The sequence below is a fragment of the Chryseobacterium sp. MFBS3-17 genome, assembly GCF_020687745.1.
Lineage (GTDB): Bacteria > Bacteroidota > Bacteroidia > Flavobacteriales > Weeksellaceae > Marnyiella.
The window spans coordinates 1-21,901 of the sequence record NZ_JAJEWK010000006.1 but is presented as its reverse complement, the minus strand read 5'-3'; the positions used below and the strand labels follow the sequence as shown (position 1 = coordinate 21,901).

The window sequence follows — 21,901 nt, the reverse complement described above, 5'->3', positions numbered from 1 at the left end:
CAACAGCATCAGCTATTCCTCTACCACGTAATAACCGGATTTCCGGATCAGGTCCTGCCCCTGAGGCGTTTTTTCAAAGTCAATAAAAGGCTTCACTTTCTCCCAGGAATGCACCGGAATAAACTGAAACAACGGTCTCTGAAAAAAATAAGCTTTCGCTTTTATGGCCTCATGATCCAAAGGTGACACGACCGTAGCTGCGCCGGTTTCTTTGATTTTCAATGCCTTCACTTTTAGGTTTTGCTGATCTTCGGACAGAAGATAGCCGGCACCCACGTATCCAATTCCGGACGGATCTGCTTTGATCCCTTCCATAATCTGGGCATTACCATTCATTTCTTTTGCTTTCGGCGAAAATTTAATGTCGAGTTTTTTCCGGATAAAGGAATGCGTACCGGAATTGCTTTGACGGCCGTAAATATTAACCGGAAGGTCTGCTCCGGTAAGTGTTTTCCAGTTATCCGTTTCCCCGCTGAGAATTTTGCCCAGTGTTTCTGTATCAATTTCATCCAGCGGGCTGTCCGGATGCACCACAATGGCTGTTGCATCTTCAGCAAATACATGAGTAATCAGTTCAATTCCTTTCTCTTTAAAGAGGAAGAGTTCGTCATCCGTAAGCGGACGCGAGGAGTTGGCGATATCTGCCTGACCGTTGTACAATGAGGCAATACCCAGTCCCGAGCCACCACCGGAAATAGCGAGGCTATAGGCCTCATTTCCCGCATAAAAGGCTTCCGCAAGTTCTACAGCCAGGTTTACTTCGGTATCCGAGCCCTTAATCTTCATGGCATTCTGCTTATCAGCACATGAGAAAAGCCACAGGGCCGGCATTATGGTATAAAGGATAACTTTCAATTTTTTCACCAATCAAATTTAGCCTTCACAGATAAACTTATGATGAACAGAATATTACCCCAATATGAATTAACGGATTTTAAGGAAAAGGCGCCTTACAAAAATGAACAAAAAAAGGCCTTCGTGTGAAGACCTTTTGGTGGCGGAGAAAGAGGGATTAAATCAAAAAAACAATAAGAAACTATAAATAAATAATAAGTTGTTTTTCAATTATTTATCTAAAACATAAAACTTTTAAATAACAACAAACATTATTAAATAATCCTCATTTTAGTCCCTGATTTTTAATTCGGGGACTATTATTGGGGGATAGAAATATTTTCAATTTATTTTTCGTAAGCAAGATCAATTGAAAAACGGTATTTGTTGCGCATAGCATATTGTAAAAAATTAAAAATTTAAGTCAATTTTTTTATATTAAGTCGAAATATATTTAATCTTTAAAAATTCCGTTTTTGAAACTTTCATCTCCTTAATCTTGATCAAATATATTTTCAATCGTTTCGTTACTATCTATATTAAACACCTTAATTTATCTGGCAAGATAGTCGGTAAATAAGTAAGATACGATCTTAATATCGACTGCGCTTTATTCCTTCCCATATAAATTATGTGGTATATAATTTGGGACGAACCGATATCAACAAATTTCTAAAGACTCGTGCCCCTAAGGTTCATCTAGCACTTGTTGATTTAGTTTCTAAAAGAATTATAGATACATAATGTTCATTATGCAACTTGCTATGGTAAAGCGGGGGGATTTAAACAAGCCCAATATCTCTACCAATATCCTGCATAAACTTAGCCATAGGTCTTTTATGAACTTCATTTGGCTCAGAATAATTGCCCAAAATAAATCTATTTATCAATGAATCATTTATTTTGTTAATACTAAAATTTTCGATTAATTTCCTTCTATATGATGCACTGTAAATTAAACTTTTGGTGATTAACTCTTCGGTAATATCTGACTGTGTTTTATATATTGCATTGATATTAAACTGTTTTTCAAACAGTTCATCACCTTTAAAATTAACAATCACGTCAGTTTTTCTGTCAAGAATGAAATCTGACAAGGTTTTCTTATCAATTTCAAATTTGAAATTATTAGAAAAATTATCATCATATAAAATAAAATTAACAATGTTGTTTGATTTGCTAAGATTGCATGCCGCACAAACAGGGTACAGATTTAGCAGTGCAACAGACAAGTAAGGATATTGATCTTTTGGATAATAATGGTCTAATTGAAATTTTGCTGAAATACCACTATCTTCTTTTTCAACAGAAATAGTTAATTGTGAATTACAATAAACGCAAGACTTAATTTCAAGAATTTGAAAACACTTGGGGAAAAAATCCCCTCTTCTTGCTTTGTAATTCAAAATGTTTAGAATTTCATCTTTTAAATATGTTTGCTTTTGTTTACCGTAAAATTTTTTTTTTAATTTTGGGACAGCACCAATCTCTTTTACTAAATTGTCATATTCTCTATTATCAACTGTAAAAAAATTTCTATTTGAAAACTGAAAAATAATCTTTACTAAAAATTTATTTGCAGAATTTTTTAAACGATTCGTTTTCTTGAATTGTAGTAACTTTTTATAAGCATTTTTATGGTATTGATCTATTTCCTGTTGATATTTTAGGAAAATAGCTGCTACCTTATGTGTATTAATCGAAACCATTATTCTCTTTTATTTTCATTAATTTTTCAATTTCTAAATCAATTTGATTCTTGTATTTTTTGAAATATAATTCTTTCATTGTCATTCTCAAAAGAGGTTCACCTATTAATTCAATAAATTTCAAAGAGTTTTCTTTATTCCATTTATCTGTCCGAATCTCTTTTCTCGTTAAAAACTCTGATAAATTTTTTATTTTTTTCTTAGCAAATTCTCCCATAAATCCATCCTTTAAGAAAAAATCATTGTCTAATAGTTCATGGATATTTGCCCCAAAGGTTTTGTCATCTTCATTATAGAATTGTTGTGCTCCTTCATCCATTTTTAGAATGTTAGTATGAGGAATGTCTGAAAGTATGAAACTTGAATGTGTTGCAAGTAAAATATTAACCCCTCGTATATTACCAATGTTAATTTTTGCAAAACCGTCGAGTAAATCTGAAATGAATTTTCTCTGAAATTCAGGGTGAAAGAAGAGTTCTATTTCATCAAGAACAATATTGATGTATTGGTATTTTATTTTATCAGCGGACGAATAAAAAACAGAATTAAGGTTTTTTATATGATAAAAAATAGCATGTAATGTGTGAATGTAGTGCTGCTCGCCTGAACTAAGTTCATCAATATTAGATAAGGATTCTGGATGATCTGTATTTTGAACTAAAATATGCGGTACAAAAAAACCAATTGGCAGTAATTCTTCAATATCAAACTCTGGATGATTCTCAGATAAACTTATTAATTTCTCTAAAAGGATTTCTAAAGAAATACGATAATATTTATTAAATGTTTTTTTATAATAATCTTCTTCCGCAATCCAACTATGTCCATCATCTTCGTGCAAAATATTAAACCGTAAAATATTTAATACTTGTCTTAATTTTAAAGTTATATGACTTCGGTCGCTATTCAAAAAAAGTATAAACTTAAAAAATTGAATTCTACTTGAACTAGATACGAAGCCGTTATATTCCTTGTAATTTCTCGAAATTTTTAAAAGCTTTCGAAAAATATACTTCGAAATAATTTCAAAATACACATTATTTTGTCTAGTAATTAACACTGGCCTAAGATTTCTTCCCCTGAAGATTCCATTGTAGACGTTTGTAACAAAGTTTTCACTCGAAAATCCAAACGCTTCTTTAAAATTTGTAAAGTCACTTTCAAATTGGTCAGTATTTTCCAAATTTTGACCATCAATGTCTAATTCAAAGATAATTTCGGAAACTTTCTTCCTGTTAACAATAAAAGGATTATCCAAAAGATTGGACATAAGCCTTGTTTGTGCTAAATGTAGTTCATTATTTACATCAATATTTCCTTCTTCGCGAAATGGATTGACAACGAGAGGTGTCTGATAACCGTCATTCTTATGAAATAGATCTTTTACCCAACTTCCCATGAAATTTTCATTTAAGCCATATAGGGAATAATTTATCGAAATTGTATAGAAAAACAATTTATTAAACACATATCTTTCAAACTCTGATGTCTGATTTTCATTTTTAAAAATTCCGTCTTCATCAAAATTCTCGTCTTTACCATCCAAAATTTTATGGGTTATGTAATCTTGATTAATTTCGAGCATAAAAATTTTATCATCCAACGAATAAAAAATCTGCACATCCAAATCTCGAAAAACACCTTGGATCTCATTTAAATATCTAACATCATTATCTGACATTCTTTGATCGTTCAACCTAAACTTACGCAATATTTTACCGACGCCATATAAAATTTCTTTGCGGGAAGCAATAACATAACATGAAGCATATAGTAATTCAAGCAATGAACTCTTTCCGCTACCATTTTTACCTACTATTGCTGAAATGTTTACTTCTGTTGATTTCCCATCAATATTAAAAAAATTTTTAAATTCGTCTTTTAGGATTATAGATTTTACAGCTCGATTACCTTCGTATTCTTCTGATAATAAGAACTCATAATTATTATAAAACTGATAAATTTGGTTTGGTATCAGATTTTTCAAAAATCTATTACTGCATTCGTTACCTGGCCGGATAGCTATTAATTTGAAACTCATATAAATTAAGCATTATTTATAATCCGCAGTTTGATCGAGAGCAAATTCAAGAAACTTCTTAAGATCTCCAACTGTTTTTGCATTACCAACCATTGCAAAAAGAACGGGTGTTAAATTCGAAGAGCTTTTTGTTTTTAAAATCTCCTTTTCTTCAAAAATATTTAATGCTTTGTTTAATCTGTCTTTGATTTCATTCATTTTGGAATCAAAAGTAGATTGGTCTGAGTTTTCAAATTCAATTAATTGAATAAATTCACTTTTATGAGGGCGTTTAAGTCTGAGGTCAAATTTGTAAAACCTGTTTAAGAAATTCTCATACCTAAATCCTTCTATCTCGTAATTTTTCATATCAAATTAGTTTTGTTAGATCAAATTTAGCGAATTAATTCATTTTCTCCTTTACAAAAGCCGAAACCGTCAATCTATGGACATTCAGAATTCTGCCGATTGCGGAATAAGAAACTTTTTTATCCAGAAGTTCTTTGATTCTCTTTTCCTGACCGGTGAGTTTTGTTTTGGCAGATTTTCTGCCTTTTGGGCGACCTAGAATAACGCCTTCTGCTTTCTTTCTGGCGAGTGCTTCTTTTGTTCTTTGTGAAATCAGGTTGCGTTCTATTTCTGCCGACAAACCAAAAGCAAAAGCCAGAACTTTTGAATTGATATCGCTTCCCAAGCGGTAATTGTCTTTAATGGTCCAAACTTGAATATCGCGGTTCATACATTCGTTGAGGATTCCCATAATCATTAACAAATTTCTGCCAAGACGGGAAAGTTCAGAACAGATTAGGACATCGCCTTTTTTCATTTTTTTTAGGAGTTTGCCAAGTTTTCTTTCTTCGAGTTTTTTTGAACCGGAAATGGTTTCTTCCAACCATTTATCTACCACCACAATACTTCGTTCGCAAAACTGGTTGATTTCGTACCGTTGGTTTTCTACTGTCTGTTTGTCGGTGCTGACTCTAATGTAACCGTAAATCATAGTTTAATTTTTTTAAATTTAAGTGTTTAAATTAAACCAAAACGATATAAAATAAAACTAAGCTATTTTTATAACAAGGAAAATGAGCGTTTTTGTTAGTCAGAACTCAGAAAATTGTAATTTTTCAAACAGCGAAAGTTGGGTGATTTTAAGTCCCATTGAGCAAAGTATTAAGCGAAAAATAGAAGCGGTTGGGAAACCTTTGAAAGATTGGGATATTAATATTTACAGGGGAATTCTTACTGGCTATAACGAAGCATTTATTATAGACGGAAAAAAGAAAGACCAATTGATTGCGGAAGATCCAAAATCCGCCGAAATAATACGACCGATTTTACGTGGCAGGGACATTAAAAGATACGGATATGATTTCGCTGATTTATGGTTAATTAATACACACAATGGAATTAAGGAAAAAGGGATAAAGCCTGTAAATATCGAGGATTATCCTGCAGTTAAAAAACATTTGGATTCTTTCTATCCTCAGTTAGAGAAACGTTCTGACAAAGGCGATACCCCTTACAATCTTCGGAACTGTGCATATATGGACGATTTTTATAAGCAGAAAATTGTTTATCCTGGAATTATGAGAATTGCAAAAAGTAATTCAATAAATTTCCCTCGTTTTACACTGGACAATGATAATAATTTTTTCTTTGGAAATGATTGTTATTTTATTGTAGGAAAGGATCTTGAATATCTTTGGCTATTATTAAATTCTACTCTTTGCGGCTATCTTTTTAGATATTATATTTACTCATTTGATCAAACAGGCTTCAAGGTTTTTACCGATTATTTTCAAAATTTACCTTTTCCGCAAAAAAATGAAACTATGGAGATTTCATTTTCGCAAGATAATTGTAATATCTCAGAGGTGGATAATTTTGTCTATTCTCTTTATGGTTTTAATAAGGAAGAAATTGACGAAATTGAAAGATCTGTCGATAACATTTTGAATTTAGTTAGCTAGATTTATTTCTAAAAAATTTATTTCCATTTCTGATAACCCAAAAATTTTATAGAAAATATTATCAATATTATTTTCAAATTCATTGTTTTTATTTGCTATAAGCTCTGCAAAATCTTTGCTTAAATTTTGATTTTCAATTTCTTTTGGTATCGGTAATTGCTCAACAAACATCGGTTTATATTCAAAGTAACCTCCATTACGTGTTACGCCAAGACTTCTGATATAGTAATCAGCTATTTTAGAATTAAGATAAGCCAATAAAAAAGGACTACTTGAAACGATCAATGGACTCGGTGCATTAATGAAAAAACCCTCAGGTGCAAAAGCAAAAGAAGCATTTAAGTTTAAATTTCCCCAAACAATTTTCTGCTTATAAAAATCGTCCCAATAACTTATCGAATCCTGTGTTTCAAACCATTGATTATTAGTCTTTTTCCTTGCGCCAGTATCACCCGTTTGTTTCAGACGGTCATAGCCAAAGCTTAATAAATGATCCTTAACCGCAGGATACTGTTCAATATCAATCTTTAAACTGGGAAAGGTTGTGATAATATACAAATCAGCAAAATCATACGAATAACGCTTGATATCACGCCCCCTCAGAATCGGTCGTATAATTTCTTCACTTTTAGGATCCTGCTCAATGAGTTCTTTTCGCTTTTCACCACTGATAATAAATGCGTCATTAAATCCTGTTTTTATACCATAATTAATTGAAATATCCCAATCCTTCAACGGCTTACCAACTTTCTCAATTTTGTCTTTGATTTGTCTTTCAATGGTTGACAGAATCACCCAACTCTCAGAATTTCTGAAATCTGAAAAAACAGAGTTCTGACTAACAAAAACGCTCAAATTATTTAACAGCTTTTCTTTGATAATGCAAGCCTGTGTTTTGAACTCATTTTTTTGCTTTGCAAACATCAGAATGTTGGTATCCACGGTTGCTGTATCAAAAATCTGATTTCCGGAAAAATCAATTAGAGTTAACGGATTGGTTTGCTCCACAAAGAAACGACGAAGACTTTCGCCATAGTTTGCCCGCATCCATTTGTTGGAAGTAATAAACATCAGCAGACCATTTTCTCGCAGAATATTGTGTCCCTGCTCATAAAACAAACTGTAAATATCTCCGGTTTTGGCGTAAGTTTTAAAACCCACTTTTTCTAAAGCATCACTTTCTGCACCCATTTTCTGCAACTGGATATACGGCGGATTCCCAATAATCACATCAAAGCCAATAAAGTTGCCTTCATCATCCAGCACTTCCGGAAACTCGAAGCACCATTCGAAAGCGTTTTCATAAATCTTATTGCCTTTTACTTCCTCAATAACATCTTCAATTTTCTGAATTTTATTTTCAAGGTCTTTCTTGTCTTTTTGCTGTGCTTTGGTTAATTCCTCACCGAAAAGTTGTTCGCTACCATATTTTGTAAAGTACTCTCCGCGCAACAGATTGAGATTTTTCATCTCTTTGCTGTTTCTGCTGATTTCAGTTCTGAAATCATTTTTCAGAGCAACCAAAAATTCTTCAAGACTTCTTTTCTTCTCCTTGCTCTCTGCTTCTTTATAATCGCGCACTGCGTTTTTGTAATCTTCTACCGTAACTTTCGATTTCTTGAACGCTGATTTCAAATCGCTGTCTAAAGGAAAACGACTAATAAGCGAGTTTCCGTTTTTGATATTGATATCAATATTCGGTAAAGTTTCCAGTTCGGTTTCGGATTTATAGTAGGCATTTTTCAACAATTCAATCCACAAACGTAGGCGACATATTTTAACGGAATTCGGGTTTAAGTCGACACCAAAAAGACAGTTTTCAATAATGGTCTGTTTCTCGTGAAAAAGGGTTTCCTGAACGCGCTGGCTCTCTTTGTTTTTAGGATTATACCTGAACAGTTCGCTTGTATTGGTATCAGTAATAACAATTTCATCACTTTCAACTTCCACATTACAATCTCTAAATTTTTGCCCTTTTTTATCAACCAAAATTCCAAGATCATTTTTAATGGAAATCATCTCGTTCAGAACAGAAACTAAAAAGTGGCCGGAACCAACTGCAGGATCACAAATTTTGACTGAATTTACAATCTCATTGGCTTCTTTTACATCCTCAATTTTGTTATAGAGTTGGGTAAAATCCTGACAGTTCCAATCTTTTAAACTGTTGAATTTTTCAATTACCGCTTTCCGCAATACTTCACGGCTCATATACATTGTGATAGAACCCGGTGTGTAGAAACTCCCATCCTTATATCCATTGATTTTTTCGAAAATTAGTCCTAAAACAGAAGCGTTGATAATGGTTTTATTTTCTTCCTGAATTTCTTCCGTTCCTTCACTTGCAAAATCATAAGCATCCAAAAATTCGAATAAATATTGCAAAGTATTCAATTCTCCTATTCTCTTTTTGCCTTGTCCATCTTTCAAAACGGTATTTGCCAACAACGGAATTTTTTTATCATCCCGAAGATTGCTCATCATTAAAGTGGTATGTTCCAATTCGGTCGGTTCGAACAAGGAACTGTTCAGATAAGGAACTTTTTCAAATGCTTTTCTGACATCAGAATTGCGATCCACAAACTTTTTGGCTAAAACCTGAAAGAACAAAGTGTTGAGATCATCATACTGACGCAGTTTATCAAAATTCAGAAAGGAATAGGATTTATCACCTCCGTGATAATTGATTAATTGGCCTTCCAATAACTTCAGAAAGAGAACACGGTTAATCCAGGTGATATTGAGTTCCAACGCAATATTGAAGAGTTTTTCGTCCGTAGTTTCGCCATACAGAAACGATTTCTTCACACGATTTACTTTGTCTAACGTATCGAGTTGAATTATGGTATCTTCGAGCAAAGATCCCGAGTTTCTTTGTGCAGGTTTATTTCGTTCGATTAATCTTTTTCCGCCATCCTTGGTTTCAACAAGTCCGATAATATGCAGTAATTCGTTATAGAAACTTTTGTCGAGCGTGTTACTGTCATTGATAAACGGAAGTTTCAGCAAATGTTGTGGCGATAATATTTTGAAAAGTGCAATTAGGTTGTTATCGTCTTTCTTGCTGTCGTTTCGGACAAATTTTTCAAAATCTTTCAGGTTGAAATGGGTGTATTCCAAACTTTCAATTACGGCATCAATAGCAGGTTTCGCAATTTCGGAATAGAAAAAATCGGTTTTGTTTCCTGAAAGTCTTTTACTTTCAAAATCCTCAAATTTCTTAATCAGTACCTTGTCCTTTGCAAAGCAGTTTTCAAAAATGTTTGCATCGAAAATGAACCATTCGTAAACATTGGTCGCAACCAAATGTTTTACTTCCAAATTTTTGTGCGTAATCCGCTCTCTCAGATAATACAGCAACAGTTCCTGAAGTGCTTTTGAATTCAGTTTTTTTGAATTGATCATTTCAGCATTATTCCCAGACTGTTTTGTCTCAATAATCACCCCAACAGAACAGGAATGCGCCTTGTCGTTGTGAATAACCAAATCGTTTCTGCCTTTGGTGTTGATATAATAATCGGGTGCAAAGCCAATGTTCTTCAGAAAATCGGAAATAAGATTCTTCTGAAATTCTTCAGATTCTTTTTCATTAATTCCCTCCACAAGCGTAATAAACCTACTTTTGAAGTTTTCAATTTCCTTACGGTTCGGCTTTAGTTTTAGAAATGATTTATTGAGGGACTGGCGTGGTGAAAGGTGGGATTTTGACATAGAGGATTACAGTGAACTTATTTCTTTTTCAATCAGTTTATAGCGGTCTTTAACTTCTTCGCCTGAATAAAACTCAAGCAAATCTTCTTTTGTTAAGTTTCCATCTTTTAAAAATTTTAATAAATATTCCTGATTGAATTCCATTAACAGCATTGATTTTTCAAGCTGTTTCAGAATTGATTTATTGTTTTCAATATTGCTGTGAACGAGGTTTCGAATCAGCATAATTTGATCAATATCTTTGATGATCCGATTCACAATCATTGAAAGAATATCTTTATTCAGATCAACTTGTTTTGCATTCAGAATAATATCGCGAGCCAACATATAAGCAATACTAAGATTAGAATAGTCTCCTGACTGCGAATTGATAACTGCTACAAATCCAACCTCCGGAATATAACCTACATTGTCAAAATTCTTTAAGATTGAATTGTCAATAAGGGAGATATCAAAAACGATAATTGCAGTATTGGTTCCGCGGTTTGCCTGAGCTTCAATCAACTGACTCCATGCTGTATCTGATTTTCTTGTGAAAATATCTTTGTTTTCAATCTCCCCAAACTTAATGCTCTTATCGAATTTACATTCAATTGCAATTCTTTGATTTGGATCTCCATTAATTTCACAAAGAATATCTCCTGTTTTGTTTTTAGCAAGATTACCTGCAGAATTACCGGTTAAATAAGCGCGATCTTTCAGTTTTTTATTTTGGAAAAACTCATTCAGATATTGCGCCACTTCATCTTCCGCCAAAGCACCTTTGATTGTTGATTTATAAAACAGTTCCTTTTTCATCTCGAAGATCATTTTCAGACTTTCGAGTTCGGTTCCGAGCTCGTTATTGGTTTTTGAAAGAAAAGCAGAAATACGGTCTTCCATCATCGCCAGAACACCAATGTAAATTGCACGAAGTAGTTTTTCATCTCTCTCTGCTACCGGAAGATTATCGAAGTAATTGAAAACGATTTGGTTTTCAATTTCGAATTCTTTTATTTCAACTCGGTTGAGTTGTTGGTTTAAATTTAACACGATTATTCGATTCTTTCGTAAGGATAAACGTTTTTGAAATTTCTATTAAGATAAGATCCATGAGAAGGGGCTTCTAACAAATTCTGATACTCATGTTGCGGAACTCCTTTGTAGACATATAAACTCCCATTCAGAAATCTTATATAAACTTCTTGATTCTGTTCATCGTAACCTATACTTGCTATGTTAGAAGAACTAACTTGTGTCATTTCTGGTAAATTCATATTTTATAATTTTTATTTCTCCAAGATTTTAATAATTTTTTATATTCATTTTCTGAATCCTCAACATTCATTAACCACCTCTCTGAGGCTTTAGGATCAGAACTTTTAGGTGCGTTAGCAATTTTAAAGAACTTAACTCGTGACGGTATCTTCACAGCCTCACCCGAAATTAACGCTTCACCAGTTCTTAAACTAGGTAATAGATCTACCATACTTTGTAGTTCATCTTGAACCGCTGATCGAATATGTCCTCTATCTTTCGAATTGTTCATTCTTAGAGCTATTAGAGTTCCACACTGACTTAATACTGTTTCATCTAATTCTGATGGTCTTTGAGTTACAAGCAGTAATCCTACTCCATATTTGCGACCTTCTTTAGCTATCATTTGAACCGTCCTTGATGAGATTGAATGCTCACCCGCTTTTAAATAACTATGTGCTTCCTCTAATACAATTAATAAAGGTTGATTTTTACCCCCAACACTTGTATTTACACCCCAAAATAACCCATCATAAATAATTTTTAAAAGTGTCCCCGAAATAGAAGACATTATTTCACTGGGTATTCCTGATAAATCTAAAATTGTTATTGGTAATTTGTTACCAAGCCATTTTAAAAACATATCATCTAAATCACTTTCAATTTTACCTTCAGAATCTGGTGCAAACTTTCCAGGAGAAAATAAAAAGCTGTAACTGCTATCATTTAATTTATTTCGCATGCTTTCCAAAAAACTCAACAGACCTTTAGCTTTTTGATTTAAAAAAGGTGCACTATTACCCATTCCAGCGGGGGTATATTCGTTGGAAATTAACTTTTCAGCATCCCCAGTAACAATTAATGCACTTAATGTAGTTCTGGTTGTGTCTGTAAACGTTTGCTTCTCAAAATCAGTTAATTCAAACCACAGACGTTTTATACTAAAAGGTATCGGAGAATCAGCTGTAATGGATTCCTTCGCAACTTCAATTTTATTGTTTAATGCACTCGTTATTTTCGCTTCTACTACTTTTTCTCTGATATAATCGCGATTTTGGTCAGATAAGTTTCCGGAGAATATTTTTATCAACTCATTGAATGGTAATGCCCAAAAAGGAATTTGCAATTTATTAGCATCATCTGCTGAATGTACCTCAATTACGTGTGAATGCTTAGACAAAGCATCATTATATTCACCATGCGGATCAATTACCAATATTCTAGAACTAAGAAAATCTCTATTTGCAATAGATTGAAGCAAAACTGATACTGAATTTGATTTGCCACTTCCTGTTGAACCAACTATGGCACAATGTCTTGATAGTAATTTGTCCAGATCAATTTTAGCATCTAAACTTTCAGAAACACTAATATTTCCGACCGAAATAGAATTAGATTCCTCATATCCGCCATATATTATATCAAGGTCATTGATTGTAACTAGATGCACTTTATCTCCTGTAGTTGGATACTGCGTTACTCCTCTTTCAAATCTTTGACCAACTTGCTCTCCCGCTAAAACTATATTAATCCATCTAGTATTCTTTAAATTTTCATAGTCTTTTGCAACAGCTTCCCTCAAACTTTCGGGTATAGCTGCTGAACCTATCTGGGTTACAATTCCATAAAGATTTGCATAACCAAGTGGTATTCTAATAAAAGATCCAATTTGTCCAACTCTATAAACAATACCATCTATTATTGGCATATTAGATTTAAGGCTATCAAAAAGTTTAACTGAAATATTATTCCCGCTAATACTATCTATTTCTCCAATTTCAGTTATTCTACTTCTTAACATTTTCTCCAATTTTCTTGATTTCATTTTCATTTACCATAGAATTGAGAAATTTGACAAGCTTCCCAAAATCCGGCAAAACAAACTCCCCAGTTCCTTTCCAATCTTCTTCTCCTTTTGTTTCAGTTCCTTTTATTGCATCTTCATCCAAGGCTCCATCTTCATCAAAATACAAATCAATATTAACCGAATCCTCTTTTGAAGGTTCACTTTTTATTTTCCAGTTACCAAAATTACAGCCAATTACTGCACTATTTGAAGCGTAAATGGAGATTTTAGGATTATCAAATCCTATTTTTACAACTTTTGATTGTTCATCAATTTTGTCATACCTATCATAATAAAGTGCTATAACATGTGATGTGGTGTTTGTCTTTAGTGCAGAAACTATTCTTGAGTTTATGTGTTCATCACCCCAAGAATAACCACAAGTTATGAGAATGGAATCATCTTGCTTAATAAAATTTGATAAACGATCTAATAAACTCTCATATGGTTGTTTTTTAGAATCCTTATATTTTAATGTCGAAGGGTAAATTAGGATATCTTCATCATCTGGGCTAACTCTTAAAATTTTTTCAGTATCAGTGTCATAGTGCCATCCTAGAGAACCATGTATTTTCCAAAGCTTGGTTTGTTTTGACAAGAAAGAAAAGTCTTCAACGGATTCAGGATTAAAAAACGCTCTTAAACTTCCGCAGAAACCATCATAGTACGGAACTTCTTTATATTCTAGACCCAATTCAAAGAGAAAATCATAATTAGTTGTGAAAATTTCAATAGGGTACTTACGTTCCGCTTGCCCTATCCAATTTGCAAAATCAGTCTGAACTAAATCTTTAACTATGTCCTTATGTACAATTTTATCGTTTTCAAGGTGCACACTAACTTTTTCTCGAACACATTTTTTAATGAATTGAATTAGGTTTTGAAAATCTTCTTTTGTCAAAGAATTTAAAGTTGAATCACCTATAACTTCTAATTTTAATTCAAGTTTTGACAACAGTGTTTCTATGTTAAAATTATCAGAGCCAAGTTCAACCTCTATTTGCTCTAGTGCAATTCCATAACTGGCTTGTTTTTCGCCGGCTTCTTTTACTATTTCTTTTGTCATCGCACCGATCGCTGGAACTGTAAGTGAATTATCACTCTTCCTAGCTAAAGAACTTCCTGCTCCAAAAAGAAAGCCTATTTTCTTTTTATCAGAAATCAAAATTTGCTGAATTCCTCTTATATACTCCGAAGGATCGTGTTTCATCATATCATTAATCATTATCGTATAAAAATAACCAAAATTAATGTGACCGTGCAACATTGTGGAAAAGTAAAATCCTTATTTTTGTGAAACTGCAGAATATGGAAAATCAGAATACCGAATTTAAAGAAAACTGGCGCGACGAATACATTAAATGGATTTGCGGTTTTGCTAACGCCAATGGTGGAATAATGTTTATCGGTATTGATGACAAAGGCCATGTGAAAGGTATTTGTGATGCCAAAAAATTGTCGGAAGATTTGCCTAATAAAGTGAAAGACATTCTGGGTGTTTTGGTGGATGTAAACATTAAGACCGAAGCCGGAAAAGATTATCTTGAAATTATTACCGATGCCTATCCGTATCCTGTAAATTATAAGGGCAGCTATTTTTACAGAAGTGGTGCCACCAATCAGGAATTAAAAGGCTCTGCACTGGACAAGTTTCTCCTAAAAAAGCAAGGTTTGAAATGGGACGGAACACCAGAACCTTACACCAAGGTGGCCGATCTTTCAGATGCGGCTTTTGACCTGTTCAAAGAACGGGCTTCTGAAACTGAACGGTTCGATGAGAACATTCAGGATGATTCAACCGAAGATCTTCTGGAAAAACTTAATCTTGTTGCTCCGGACGGAAATCTCAAGAAAGCTGCTGTGCTGCTCTTTCACCCCAAACCGGACAAACTTTTTACAGGTGCGATCACAAAAATTGGGTTCTTCAGAACCGATGATGATTTGGCTTTTCAGGATGAAGTGAAAGGTGGATTATTGGAACAGGCAGAAAAGGTAATTGATTTGCTTTTAACTAAATATCTAAAAGCACAGATTACCTATGACGGACTGCAACGAAAAGAAAGTTTTCCTGTTCCACCTGCTGCACTTCGAGAAGCGGTTTTGAATGCAATTGTCCACAAGGATTACGCAAGCGGAATTCCTGTTCAAATTAGCGTTTATGATAACAAATTGATTATTTGGAATGAGGGAGAGTTACCGGAAGACTGGACTGTGGCCAAACTGAAAGTAAAGCACCCGTCCCGTCCATACAATCCGGACATTGCCAATGCATTTTTTCGTGTCGGACTGATTGAATCATGGGGACGCGGAACGATTAAGATTCTGAATGAAGCGAAGGCCGCAAAAATTCCTGTTCCGGTTTTCAAATATGACCATAACGGCTTTTATGTGATTTTTAATTTTGTGGAAGTGAGTGTTGAACAGAGGGTTTTAGAATTAATTCAAAGTAACAGTAAAATAACTGCTTTAAAAATGGCCGAAGAACTAACTGTTACGGACAGAACTATAAAAAGAACACTGAAAATTTTACAGGAAAATAAAATTATTACAAGACTTGGCAACAATCGAAGCGGTGAATGGAAAGTATTGTAAAATGTCACCATTTATGTCACCATTAGGAATGCAATATTGGGCTCAAATGCTGAAGACCAGACATTCGAGTCGTGTCCCAGCTATTACATCGTTTATTATGCGATGTCACCATTCAAAAGCATTACCTGGCTAATATTCGCCACGGCGAATGTGTTTCCGAGTTGTGTTCGACTAATAAATTTTCGACTTTGCTATGTCAGCATTGTAGCACTCATTAAAAATATTAAGTTTAGTATGTGTTCAATTTCTAATCATTATCTCATCTTTGCCAATGGCTTCCACGAATGGAAACATTTAGACGAAAAAGGAAAGACTAAAGAGCAATATTTAATAAAAGTTAAAGACCAACCAATTTCAACAATTGGCGGTTTGTACAATGTTTGGACTGACCCCGAAACAGGAAACGAAATTAATACTGTTACTGTTGTTACAACTCAAGCCAACGAATTAATGGCTGAAATCCACAACACCAAACAAAGAATGCCAATCATGTTAAATAAGCGGATTCAATACCGATGGCTCGATGATAACCCTTTAGTCGATTTTGAATTTCCTAATTATGACCCTGAGTTGGAAGCTGAGATTGTATAGAATTAGCAAGATTTCTTTCGATATTTTATAACAAATTAAACTTCTCCATCGCACTAATCTTTGTTTCATCAGCAATGTCAATGTAAGGTTTCATGGCTTTGTAATCACTATGACCAGTCCATTTCATAACTACTTGTGGAGCGATGCCTAAAGAAAGGGCATTACAAATAAATGTTCGTCTTCCAGCATGAGTTCCAAGCAATGCGTACTTTGGTGTCACTTCATCTATCCTTTGATTTCCTCTGTAATAAGTTTGACGAACGGGTTCATCGATTTCTGCTAATTCCGCTAATTCTTTTAAGTATTCATTCATTTTCTGGTTCGTTATTACAGGAAACACTTGATTATTTAATGCTTCAACTTTTTCGTACTTCCTCAATAATGCTTTGCTATGATTATTAAGTTCGATAATTAAACTATCAGAGGTTTTAACGGTAGTTATTTCTATAAAACCATCTTTTACATCACTCTTTTTTAAGTTTGCAACATCAGAATATCTTAAACCAGTAAAACATTGGAATAGAAATACATCTCTTACCCTATTTAGATATTTCTTCTGTTTTGGAATTTTAAATTCTTTTAGTTTTTTCAACTCTAGAGGAGTAAGAAAAATAATTTTTTTTTGAGTAGTTTTTAGTCTTGGTTTAAATGTAACAAAAGCGTCATTTTTATTATATTTCTTCTTTGTTGCCCATTTCAGAAACCATTTCAGAAAAGAAAAATTCTTTAAAATTGTAGAATTCTTGAATTTTAAAGTGTTTTGCAGGAATAATTGATAATTCAAAAGTCCTTCTTCAGAAAAATAATCAAAAGTTACATCAGCATTGAAATTTGTCAAATGTTTTTTGATTGTTTGCATCTTTCCTTCTGTGGATTTTGTCCATTGATTTCTTACAGATTCTTCTTTTGTAAATTCATCGTAAACATCAAAAAACAATTTTTCAATTTTAATTTCTTTCTTAGGAGCATTACCTATTTCCGCATTGAAAAGTTCTCTGAAATTATCTTCTCTAAGAATAAATCCTTCTAATTCACATTTCTGAAAAACTTTCTCACAAGCGGTTTCATATTTTTGGATCTTTCTGTTGATTAAACTTGCTGAAACTTTCTTTGTGCCGTGGGTAGTATTGGCTTTACATCTTTGGGTCTCCCTACTCCACTTTTCAATTTCTACTCTATATCCTAAACTAAACGCCACTACATTTCCTTCCCATTTGATTCGGTAACGAATTTTTGCGGTATGCTTACCTTTCTCTTTGTCGAGAAGAAACTGACTATGGTATTTAATATTCAATTTATAAGAATTAAAGTTTTTGATTAGAGCAATAGAAATTACCTTCAGATAGCAGCGTATCTGAGATAAAATATTTTTTTATGTTCGTTGGTATTACTTCTTCAGAAGCTCTACAAGTATCGTTACCTGTTTCATACTTTCGGTAAGTTGCTCCTGGCTAATGCTAAGTCTTTCATTCAATTCCTTCTGAATTTCTTGATAACCTTTTTGAAGCTCGATCATTCCAGAAAACTCACTATGGGATATGGTTACATTTCCACCAACATTACCGTTAATATTACTATTGACATTGTTACCATCGCCGTTATTAATTGTTTGGTTGTTGGTTTTTAGCATTTCGCCAGATTCAGTAGTAAACCATTCCGGATTTAAATCGGCGTAAGCATATAGAATTTTTTCAATAGTATCTGAATTGAGTCCAGAATTATTTTTGAGAGCTCTTCCAATCAACCCGACTGACAAACCAGCTTCAACGGTAACTTTATTAGGGTTTAAGCCTTTGTGAGTCATGTACATTTGTAATCTTTCAGTAATTGTCATATCTAAAAAAATTAATTTTTCAATTTAAAAACATAGATTTTTATCAATATTTATTCTATATTTGCAATACAAATGTAGCAAAATAAATGTAAATAAGCACATTTAATAATAAATTTCAATAAAAAAATTGAAAAATGGAAGATTATAATAAACCCATATGGCAATTGACCATCGGAGAATTTGTAGAAATTTTAGATTCCAGAAAGCCAAATATTGAGGAAAAACCAATCATTCAAAATTTGATTGGAGACAAGTATGTTTACGGACTCTTAGGATTAGCAAAACTATTAGGATGTTCAAAAAATCACGCTGGAAAACTTAAAAGTAAAGGGATTTTTGATGAAGCTATTATTCAAAATGGACGAAAAATTATTGTTGATGCCGAAAAAGCACTAGAGCTTTTCAAAAAAGACAGTGAATGAAAACAATAGACCCAAAAACTCCGCTATGGAAATTAACTGTCGAAGAATTTTTAGAAGTTTCAAAAAGTGTTAATTCAGATAAGAAGTACGAGTACGGATTAAAAGGACTTGCTAAGATTTTGGGCTGTTCGATATCTAAAGCGTCTGAAATAAAATCATCCGGTATTTTGGATAAAGCGATTATCCAAAATGGTAATATTATCATTATTGACATAAAGAGAGCTTTAACGCTTTTCGGTAAAAAGTAATCTATGTATTACCTTGAATTGATCGATCGCTTTTGGAAATTCAATCAAAATAATGATTTGGGTTCTACAGCTATTGCAATGTATTTGTTTCTTTTGAAAACAGGTTATGAAAATAATCGTTACGATTTCAAAATTTCAGATATTGTAACAAGTAAAAATTTAGGAGTCACTAGAAAAACGGTAAAAACCACCAAAGAAAAACTTCGAAATTATGGATTAATTCAATTTGAAACCAAAAGTGGCTATCCATGTTATTATCGGTTGATTCTACATTATCCTTTAAAAGTAATTGAAGTTGAAAAACAAGAAAAAACAATTATTGAACGTAATTCTAAATGCAAATCGAACGATCTAGAAAAAACAATTAGAATTAGGGAAAATGAATCAAAATCAAAAAATAAAGTTTTTAATTCAGGAAAAACTAAATCTACAGTCAAAAATAATGATATACCTTCTTTAAACGACTTCATAGAATATGCGAAAACATTAGATTCTTACAATAAAAGTTTAGATAATCAACTGAAAACCAAATATGAGAGTTGGTTAAAAGATCATTGGAGAAACAAATCAGGAAAACCAATTTCCAATTGGAAATCAATATTAAAAAGCATCCTACCCTATCTAATAAATCATGATGAAAACAAAACCTTGACCCAATCCATTCCAAGTATTAAACGACCTCAAGTGATCGCTTAATGAAGATTAAGAACATTTTTTAATTACAATGAATACAAATAATTAAACAAAAATGAGAATAGCAGATTTAAAAATCGGACAGAAAGTGAGCATTAACGGAAAACTTGCAGAATATCAAGGCATTCAAAAAATTAAGGTTTCAAATTTTGGAAAAGTTGAGAAGCGGGTTTTTAGATTTGAAGATAAAAATGATTTCAAATATTACAATACCAACGATGGTAATAAACCTCTCGAAACTGAAAAAATCACATTAGTCTATTGAAATTTATCAATAATTCCTAGAGTTGACTTAAAAAACTGAAAAAGATAAATGGGTATTTCTGATAAAGACTTACGACTTATAAGAAAGAAATTTGAAAACAATGATGAAAAGTCCCTCGACAAGATTCGATTGGGAAATCATTTTGTAGATGATTTTATTTTTGAAAATCAAGAAGCAGCCGACATTCCGATTAACGCACTGCGAGTGATTTTCAATATTATTTCAATTATCAGCAACGAGCAATTCCGTCCTGAAGACCGACCCAAACAACTTTCCCTATTCGATGAAGAATTTGAGACCGAGAACAATAGTTTTGCTTTAATCAAAATCCGAAACAGCAAAATTTCGCCAAGTGGTTCTACCAAACAAGTCATTGATGCGTATGAATTTCTAGCTAAATTTAAAATGGGTTGGTATAAATCAGTCAATTCAAAAGGAAAAGAAATAAAAACTTTTGGCGGACTTATTTCCACACCAAGCTATGACCAAAGAGGATACACTTCGTTTTTAATAAGTAGTTATTGGCTGAAAAAATTGATGGTTATCCCGGAATACAATTATGCGCTCTATAATTTGGTGTACAATATCCGTAATAACAAGCACATCATCTTTGCAATATGGCTTTCAAAAATTCCTGAAACGGGAACAGCGTTAAAACTTTCAACTTTAAATAAAAAATTTGGCTTGAATTATAAAACTACCAATGATTTTTGTTTCAAATTTTTAAAATCCGTTCAAACTAATCTTCATCAATTCAATACCATTTCTTTCAACTTTGAATGCAAAAAAGATACGATTATTATCAGACCGTATAACGTTAAAAGTATTGGAATGCTTGAAAATTTTCAAATCTCGAAAGGTCGTAATGAAGATAAAAACATTAGTCGAAGATTAAATTACTTTAAGTCGAGATACAATCTAAAGGAACAGGAAATGATTCAGTTGGTTTATCAGTACAAAAACATTCCTCAAACGAGAGAAAAGATCGAAAATGCTTTCAAAGAATTTATTCGGATCAATAGAAAAAGAGAACTTAAATCAACAAAATATCAGGGTGAATTATTCTTAAAAGAAATTCAAAAAATTTTAGTAGAGCAATATCAAAAAACAAAAATGGGAGAAATTTTACCGAACGGTTTTCCTTCAATTATCTAAAGAAAAAGTTGAGCAAGTCGGAATTGCACTCATACTATTTTCGGAATTGCACTCATTCCGAATTCGGATTTGGACTCATTTACCGCTAAAAATGCTAAATAATCGAAATTTAGTAACCATATTTTCGGAATTGCACTCATTCCAAAATTCAAACAGACTTTAAAATGTGGATAACCTTAAAGAATTGTGGATAAGAGTAAAAATTCATCATGATTTGTACAAACTAATAAACACGACTTCGGATTTGTGCTCATGCGGAAATTGGTCAGTTTTCGGATTTGCACTCATTTATATTTCGGATTTGTACTCATCCCGCTTTCGGAATTGTGCTCATGTCAAATTGACGCTTGATATCTTGTCAGAAGTCGATATAACGAAAAACTAAAAGTATTATAAAAGTAATTAAAAGCTTTTTTTTGTTTAAAAGGGAAATGTGGATTAAATAGTTGCTTTAAAAAGAAAAAAAAATGAATTGTAAAAAAATCAAAGAAAAAATAAGCATCAAAATCGTTTTGGAATCATTTCAATTGTTTCCGGCGAAAGAAAACGGTAAAATGGCGTTTTATTTTGCTTTGGACAGAACAGAAAAAACCCCGAGTCTTTCGGTGGATTTCGTCAAAAATAGAGCTTTTGATTTTGGAACAGGGCGAAGTTTTTGTAAGCTCCCCCGAAAACAGTACGGTTTAAAAGTATAAAATTAATTAACTTTAAATCGTAATTAAGACAATGAAAAAGAGCACATTCAGTCCTGCAAAGATTGCAGGTGTTTTAAAGG

General features: G+C 32.8%; 21 protein-coding genes. 9 read left to right on the top strand and 12 right to left on the bottom strand.

All coding sequences use genetic code 11. From position 1 onward, the window contains the following. Positions 1 to 12: 12 nt before the first annotated feature. From LKO26_RS03650 to LKO26_RS03630, 5 genes are all read right to left on the bottom strand, one after another. Positions 13 to 864, bottom strand: coding sequence for a substrate-binding domain-containing protein (locus tag LKO26_RS03650; RefSeq protein ID WP_227586485.1), 852 nt, complete (start codon positions 862 to 864; stop codon positions 13 to 15). Positions 865 to 1,616: 752 nt separating this feature from the next. After that, on the bottom strand, positions 1,617 to 2,543 hold the full coding sequence (locus tag LKO26_RS03645; protein ID WP_227586484.1) for a hypothetical protein: 927 nt from the start codon (positions 2,541 to 2,543) through the stop codon (positions 1,617 to 1,619). After that, positions 2,530 to 4,584 carry an ATP-binding protein gene (locus LKO26_RS03640; protein WP_227586483.1) on the bottom strand — a complete coding sequence of 685 codons (2,055 nt, stop codon included), beginning with the start codon at positions 4,582 to 4,584 and terminating at the stop codon, positions 2,530 to 2,532. Before LKO26_RS03640 ends, LKO26_RS03645 begins: the two co-directional genes overlap by 14 nt. Before the next feature lie 12 nt (positions 4,585 to 4,596). Beyond that, positions 4,597 to 4,932: a hypothetical protein gene (locus LKO26_RS03635; protein ID WP_227586482.1), complete on the bottom strand. Its 336-nt coding sequence runs from the start codon at positions 4,930 to 4,932 to the stop codon at positions 4,597 to 4,599. A gap of 34 nt (positions 4,933 to 4,966) precedes the next feature. After that, positions 4,967 to 5,563 (bottom strand): master DNA invertase Mpi family serine-type recombinase, encoded by a 597-nt coding sequence (locus LKO26_RS03630; RefSeq protein WP_227586481.1) that lies wholly within the window; start codon positions 5,561 to 5,563, stop codon positions 4,967 to 4,969. An 82-nt stretch (positions 5,564 to 5,645) separates the two neighbouring features. On the opposite strand from LKO26_RS03630, the gene LKO26_RS03625 reads away from it, so the two are divergent. Continuing rightward, positions 5,646 to 6,533, top strand: a complete 888-nt coding sequence (locus LKO26_RS03625; protein WP_227586480.1) for a TaqI-like C-terminal specificity domain-containing protein — start codon at positions 5,646 to 5,648, stop codon at positions 6,531 to 6,533. On the opposite strand, the gene LKO26_RS03620 is transcribed toward LKO26_RS03625, so the two are convergent. The 5 genes from LKO26_RS03620 to LKO26_RS03600 are packed head-to-tail and all read right to left on the bottom strand — an operon-like array spanning position 6,522 to position 14,539. Beyond that, on the bottom strand, positions 6,522 to 10,244 hold the full coding sequence (locus LKO26_RS03620) for an Eco57I restriction-modification methylase domain-containing protein (protein ID WP_227586479.1): 3,723 nt from the start codon (positions 10,242 to 10,244) through the stop codon (positions 6,522 to 6,524). The genes LKO26_RS03625 and LKO26_RS03620 overlap by 12 nt on opposite strands. Positions 10,245 to 10,250: 6 nt before the next feature. Further along, positions 10,251 to 11,276, bottom strand: a complete 1,026-nt coding sequence (locus LKO26_RS03615; RefSeq protein WP_227586478.1) for a hypothetical protein — start codon at positions 11,274 to 11,276, stop codon at positions 10,251 to 10,253. A 2-nt stretch (positions 11,277 to 11,278) separates the two neighbouring features. Further along, positions 11,279 to 11,500 carry a KTSC domain-containing protein gene (locus LKO26_RS03610; RefSeq protein ID WP_227586477.1) on the bottom strand — a complete coding sequence of 74 codons (222 nt, stop codon included), beginning with the start codon at positions 11,498 to 11,500 and terminating at the stop codon, positions 11,279 to 11,281. Continuing rightward, a complete protein-coding gene (locus LKO26_RS03605) occupies positions 11,497 to 13,281 on the bottom strand; it encodes an ATP-binding protein (protein WP_227586476.1) in 1,785 nt (594 codons plus the stop codon). Before LKO26_RS03605 ends, LKO26_RS03610 begins: the two co-directional genes overlap by 4 nt. Continuing rightward, positions 13,268 to 14,539 (bottom strand): SIR2 family protein, encoded by a 1,272-nt coding sequence (locus LKO26_RS03600; protein ID WP_227586475.1) that lies wholly within the window; start codon positions 14,537 to 14,539, stop codon positions 13,268 to 13,270. Before LKO26_RS03600 ends, LKO26_RS03605 begins: the two co-directional genes overlap by 14 nt. A 95-nt stretch (positions 14,540 to 14,634) precedes the next feature. Between LKO26_RS03600 and LKO26_RS03595 the strand changes: the two genes are divergently transcribed. Continuing rightward, positions 14,635 to 15,918: an ATP-binding protein gene (locus tag LKO26_RS03595; RefSeq protein WP_227586474.1), complete on the top strand. Its 1,284-nt coding sequence runs from the start codon at positions 14,635 to 14,637 to the stop codon at positions 15,916 to 15,918. Between the two features lie 234 nt (positions 15,919 to 16,152). Next, the gene (locus LKO26_RS03590; RefSeq protein WP_262907405.1) at positions 16,153 to 16,509 is read left to right on the top strand and encodes an SOS response-associated peptidase; all 357 of its coding nucleotides are present in this window, start codon (positions 16,153 to 16,155) and stop codon (positions 16,507 to 16,509) included. 25 nt (positions 16,510 to 16,534) lie between these two features. On the opposite strand, the gene LKO26_RS03585 is transcribed toward LKO26_RS03590, so the two are convergent. Both LKO26_RS03585 and LKO26_RS03580 read right to left on the bottom strand, forming a co-directional pair. Beyond that, on the bottom strand, positions 16,535 to 17,803 hold the full coding sequence (locus LKO26_RS03585; protein ID WP_227586472.1) for a site-specific integrase: 1,269 nt from the start codon (positions 17,801 to 17,803) through the stop codon (positions 16,535 to 16,537). 93 nt (positions 17,804 to 17,896) lie between these two features. After that, on the bottom strand, positions 17,897 to 18,343 hold the full coding sequence (locus LKO26_RS03580; RefSeq protein WP_227586471.1) for a hypothetical protein: 447 nt from the start codon (positions 18,341 to 18,343) through the stop codon (positions 17,897 to 17,899). 134 nt (positions 18,344 to 18,477) lie between these two features. Here LKO26_RS03580 and LKO26_RS03575 point away from each other — a divergent pair, with 134 nt between their 5' ends. The 6 genes from LKO26_RS03575 (at position 18,478) to LKO26_RS03550 (ending at position 21,821) form a co-directional block, all read left to right on the top strand. Continuing rightward, on the top strand, positions 18,478 to 18,765 hold the full coding sequence (locus tag LKO26_RS03575; protein ID WP_227586470.1) for a DUF3853 family protein: 288 nt from the start codon (positions 18,478 to 18,480) through the stop codon (positions 18,763 to 18,765). Further along, positions 18,762 to 19,013: a DUF3853 family protein gene (locus tag LKO26_RS03570; protein WP_227586469.1), complete on the top strand. Its 252-nt coding sequence runs from the start codon at positions 18,762 to 18,764 to the stop codon at positions 19,011 to 19,013. Before LKO26_RS03575 ends, LKO26_RS03570 begins: the two co-directional genes overlap by 4 nt. A 3-nt stretch (positions 19,014 to 19,016) precedes the next feature. Next, positions 19,017 to 19,709 (top strand): hypothetical protein, encoded by a 693-nt coding sequence (locus LKO26_RS03565; protein ID WP_227586468.1) that lies wholly within the window; start codon positions 19,017 to 19,019, stop codon positions 19,707 to 19,709. 52 nt (positions 19,710 to 19,761) lie between these two features. After that, positions 19,762 to 19,971, top strand: coding sequence for a hypothetical protein (locus tag LKO26_RS03560; protein WP_227586467.1), 210 nt, complete (start codon positions 19,762 to 19,764; stop codon positions 19,969 to 19,971). Positions 19,972 to 20,019: 48 nt separating this feature from the next. Beyond that, positions 20,020 to 21,126: a hypothetical protein gene (locus LKO26_RS03555; protein WP_227586466.1), complete on the top strand. Its 1,107-nt coding sequence runs from the start codon at positions 20,020 to 20,022 to the stop codon at positions 21,124 to 21,126. Positions 21,127 to 21,593: 467 nt separating this feature from the next. Next, positions 21,594 to 21,821, top strand: coding sequence for a hypothetical protein (locus LKO26_RS03550; RefSeq protein ID WP_227586465.1), 228 nt, complete (start codon positions 21,594 to 21,596; stop codon positions 21,819 to 21,821). The last annotated feature ends 80 nt before the right edge of the window (positions 21,822 to 21,901 follow it).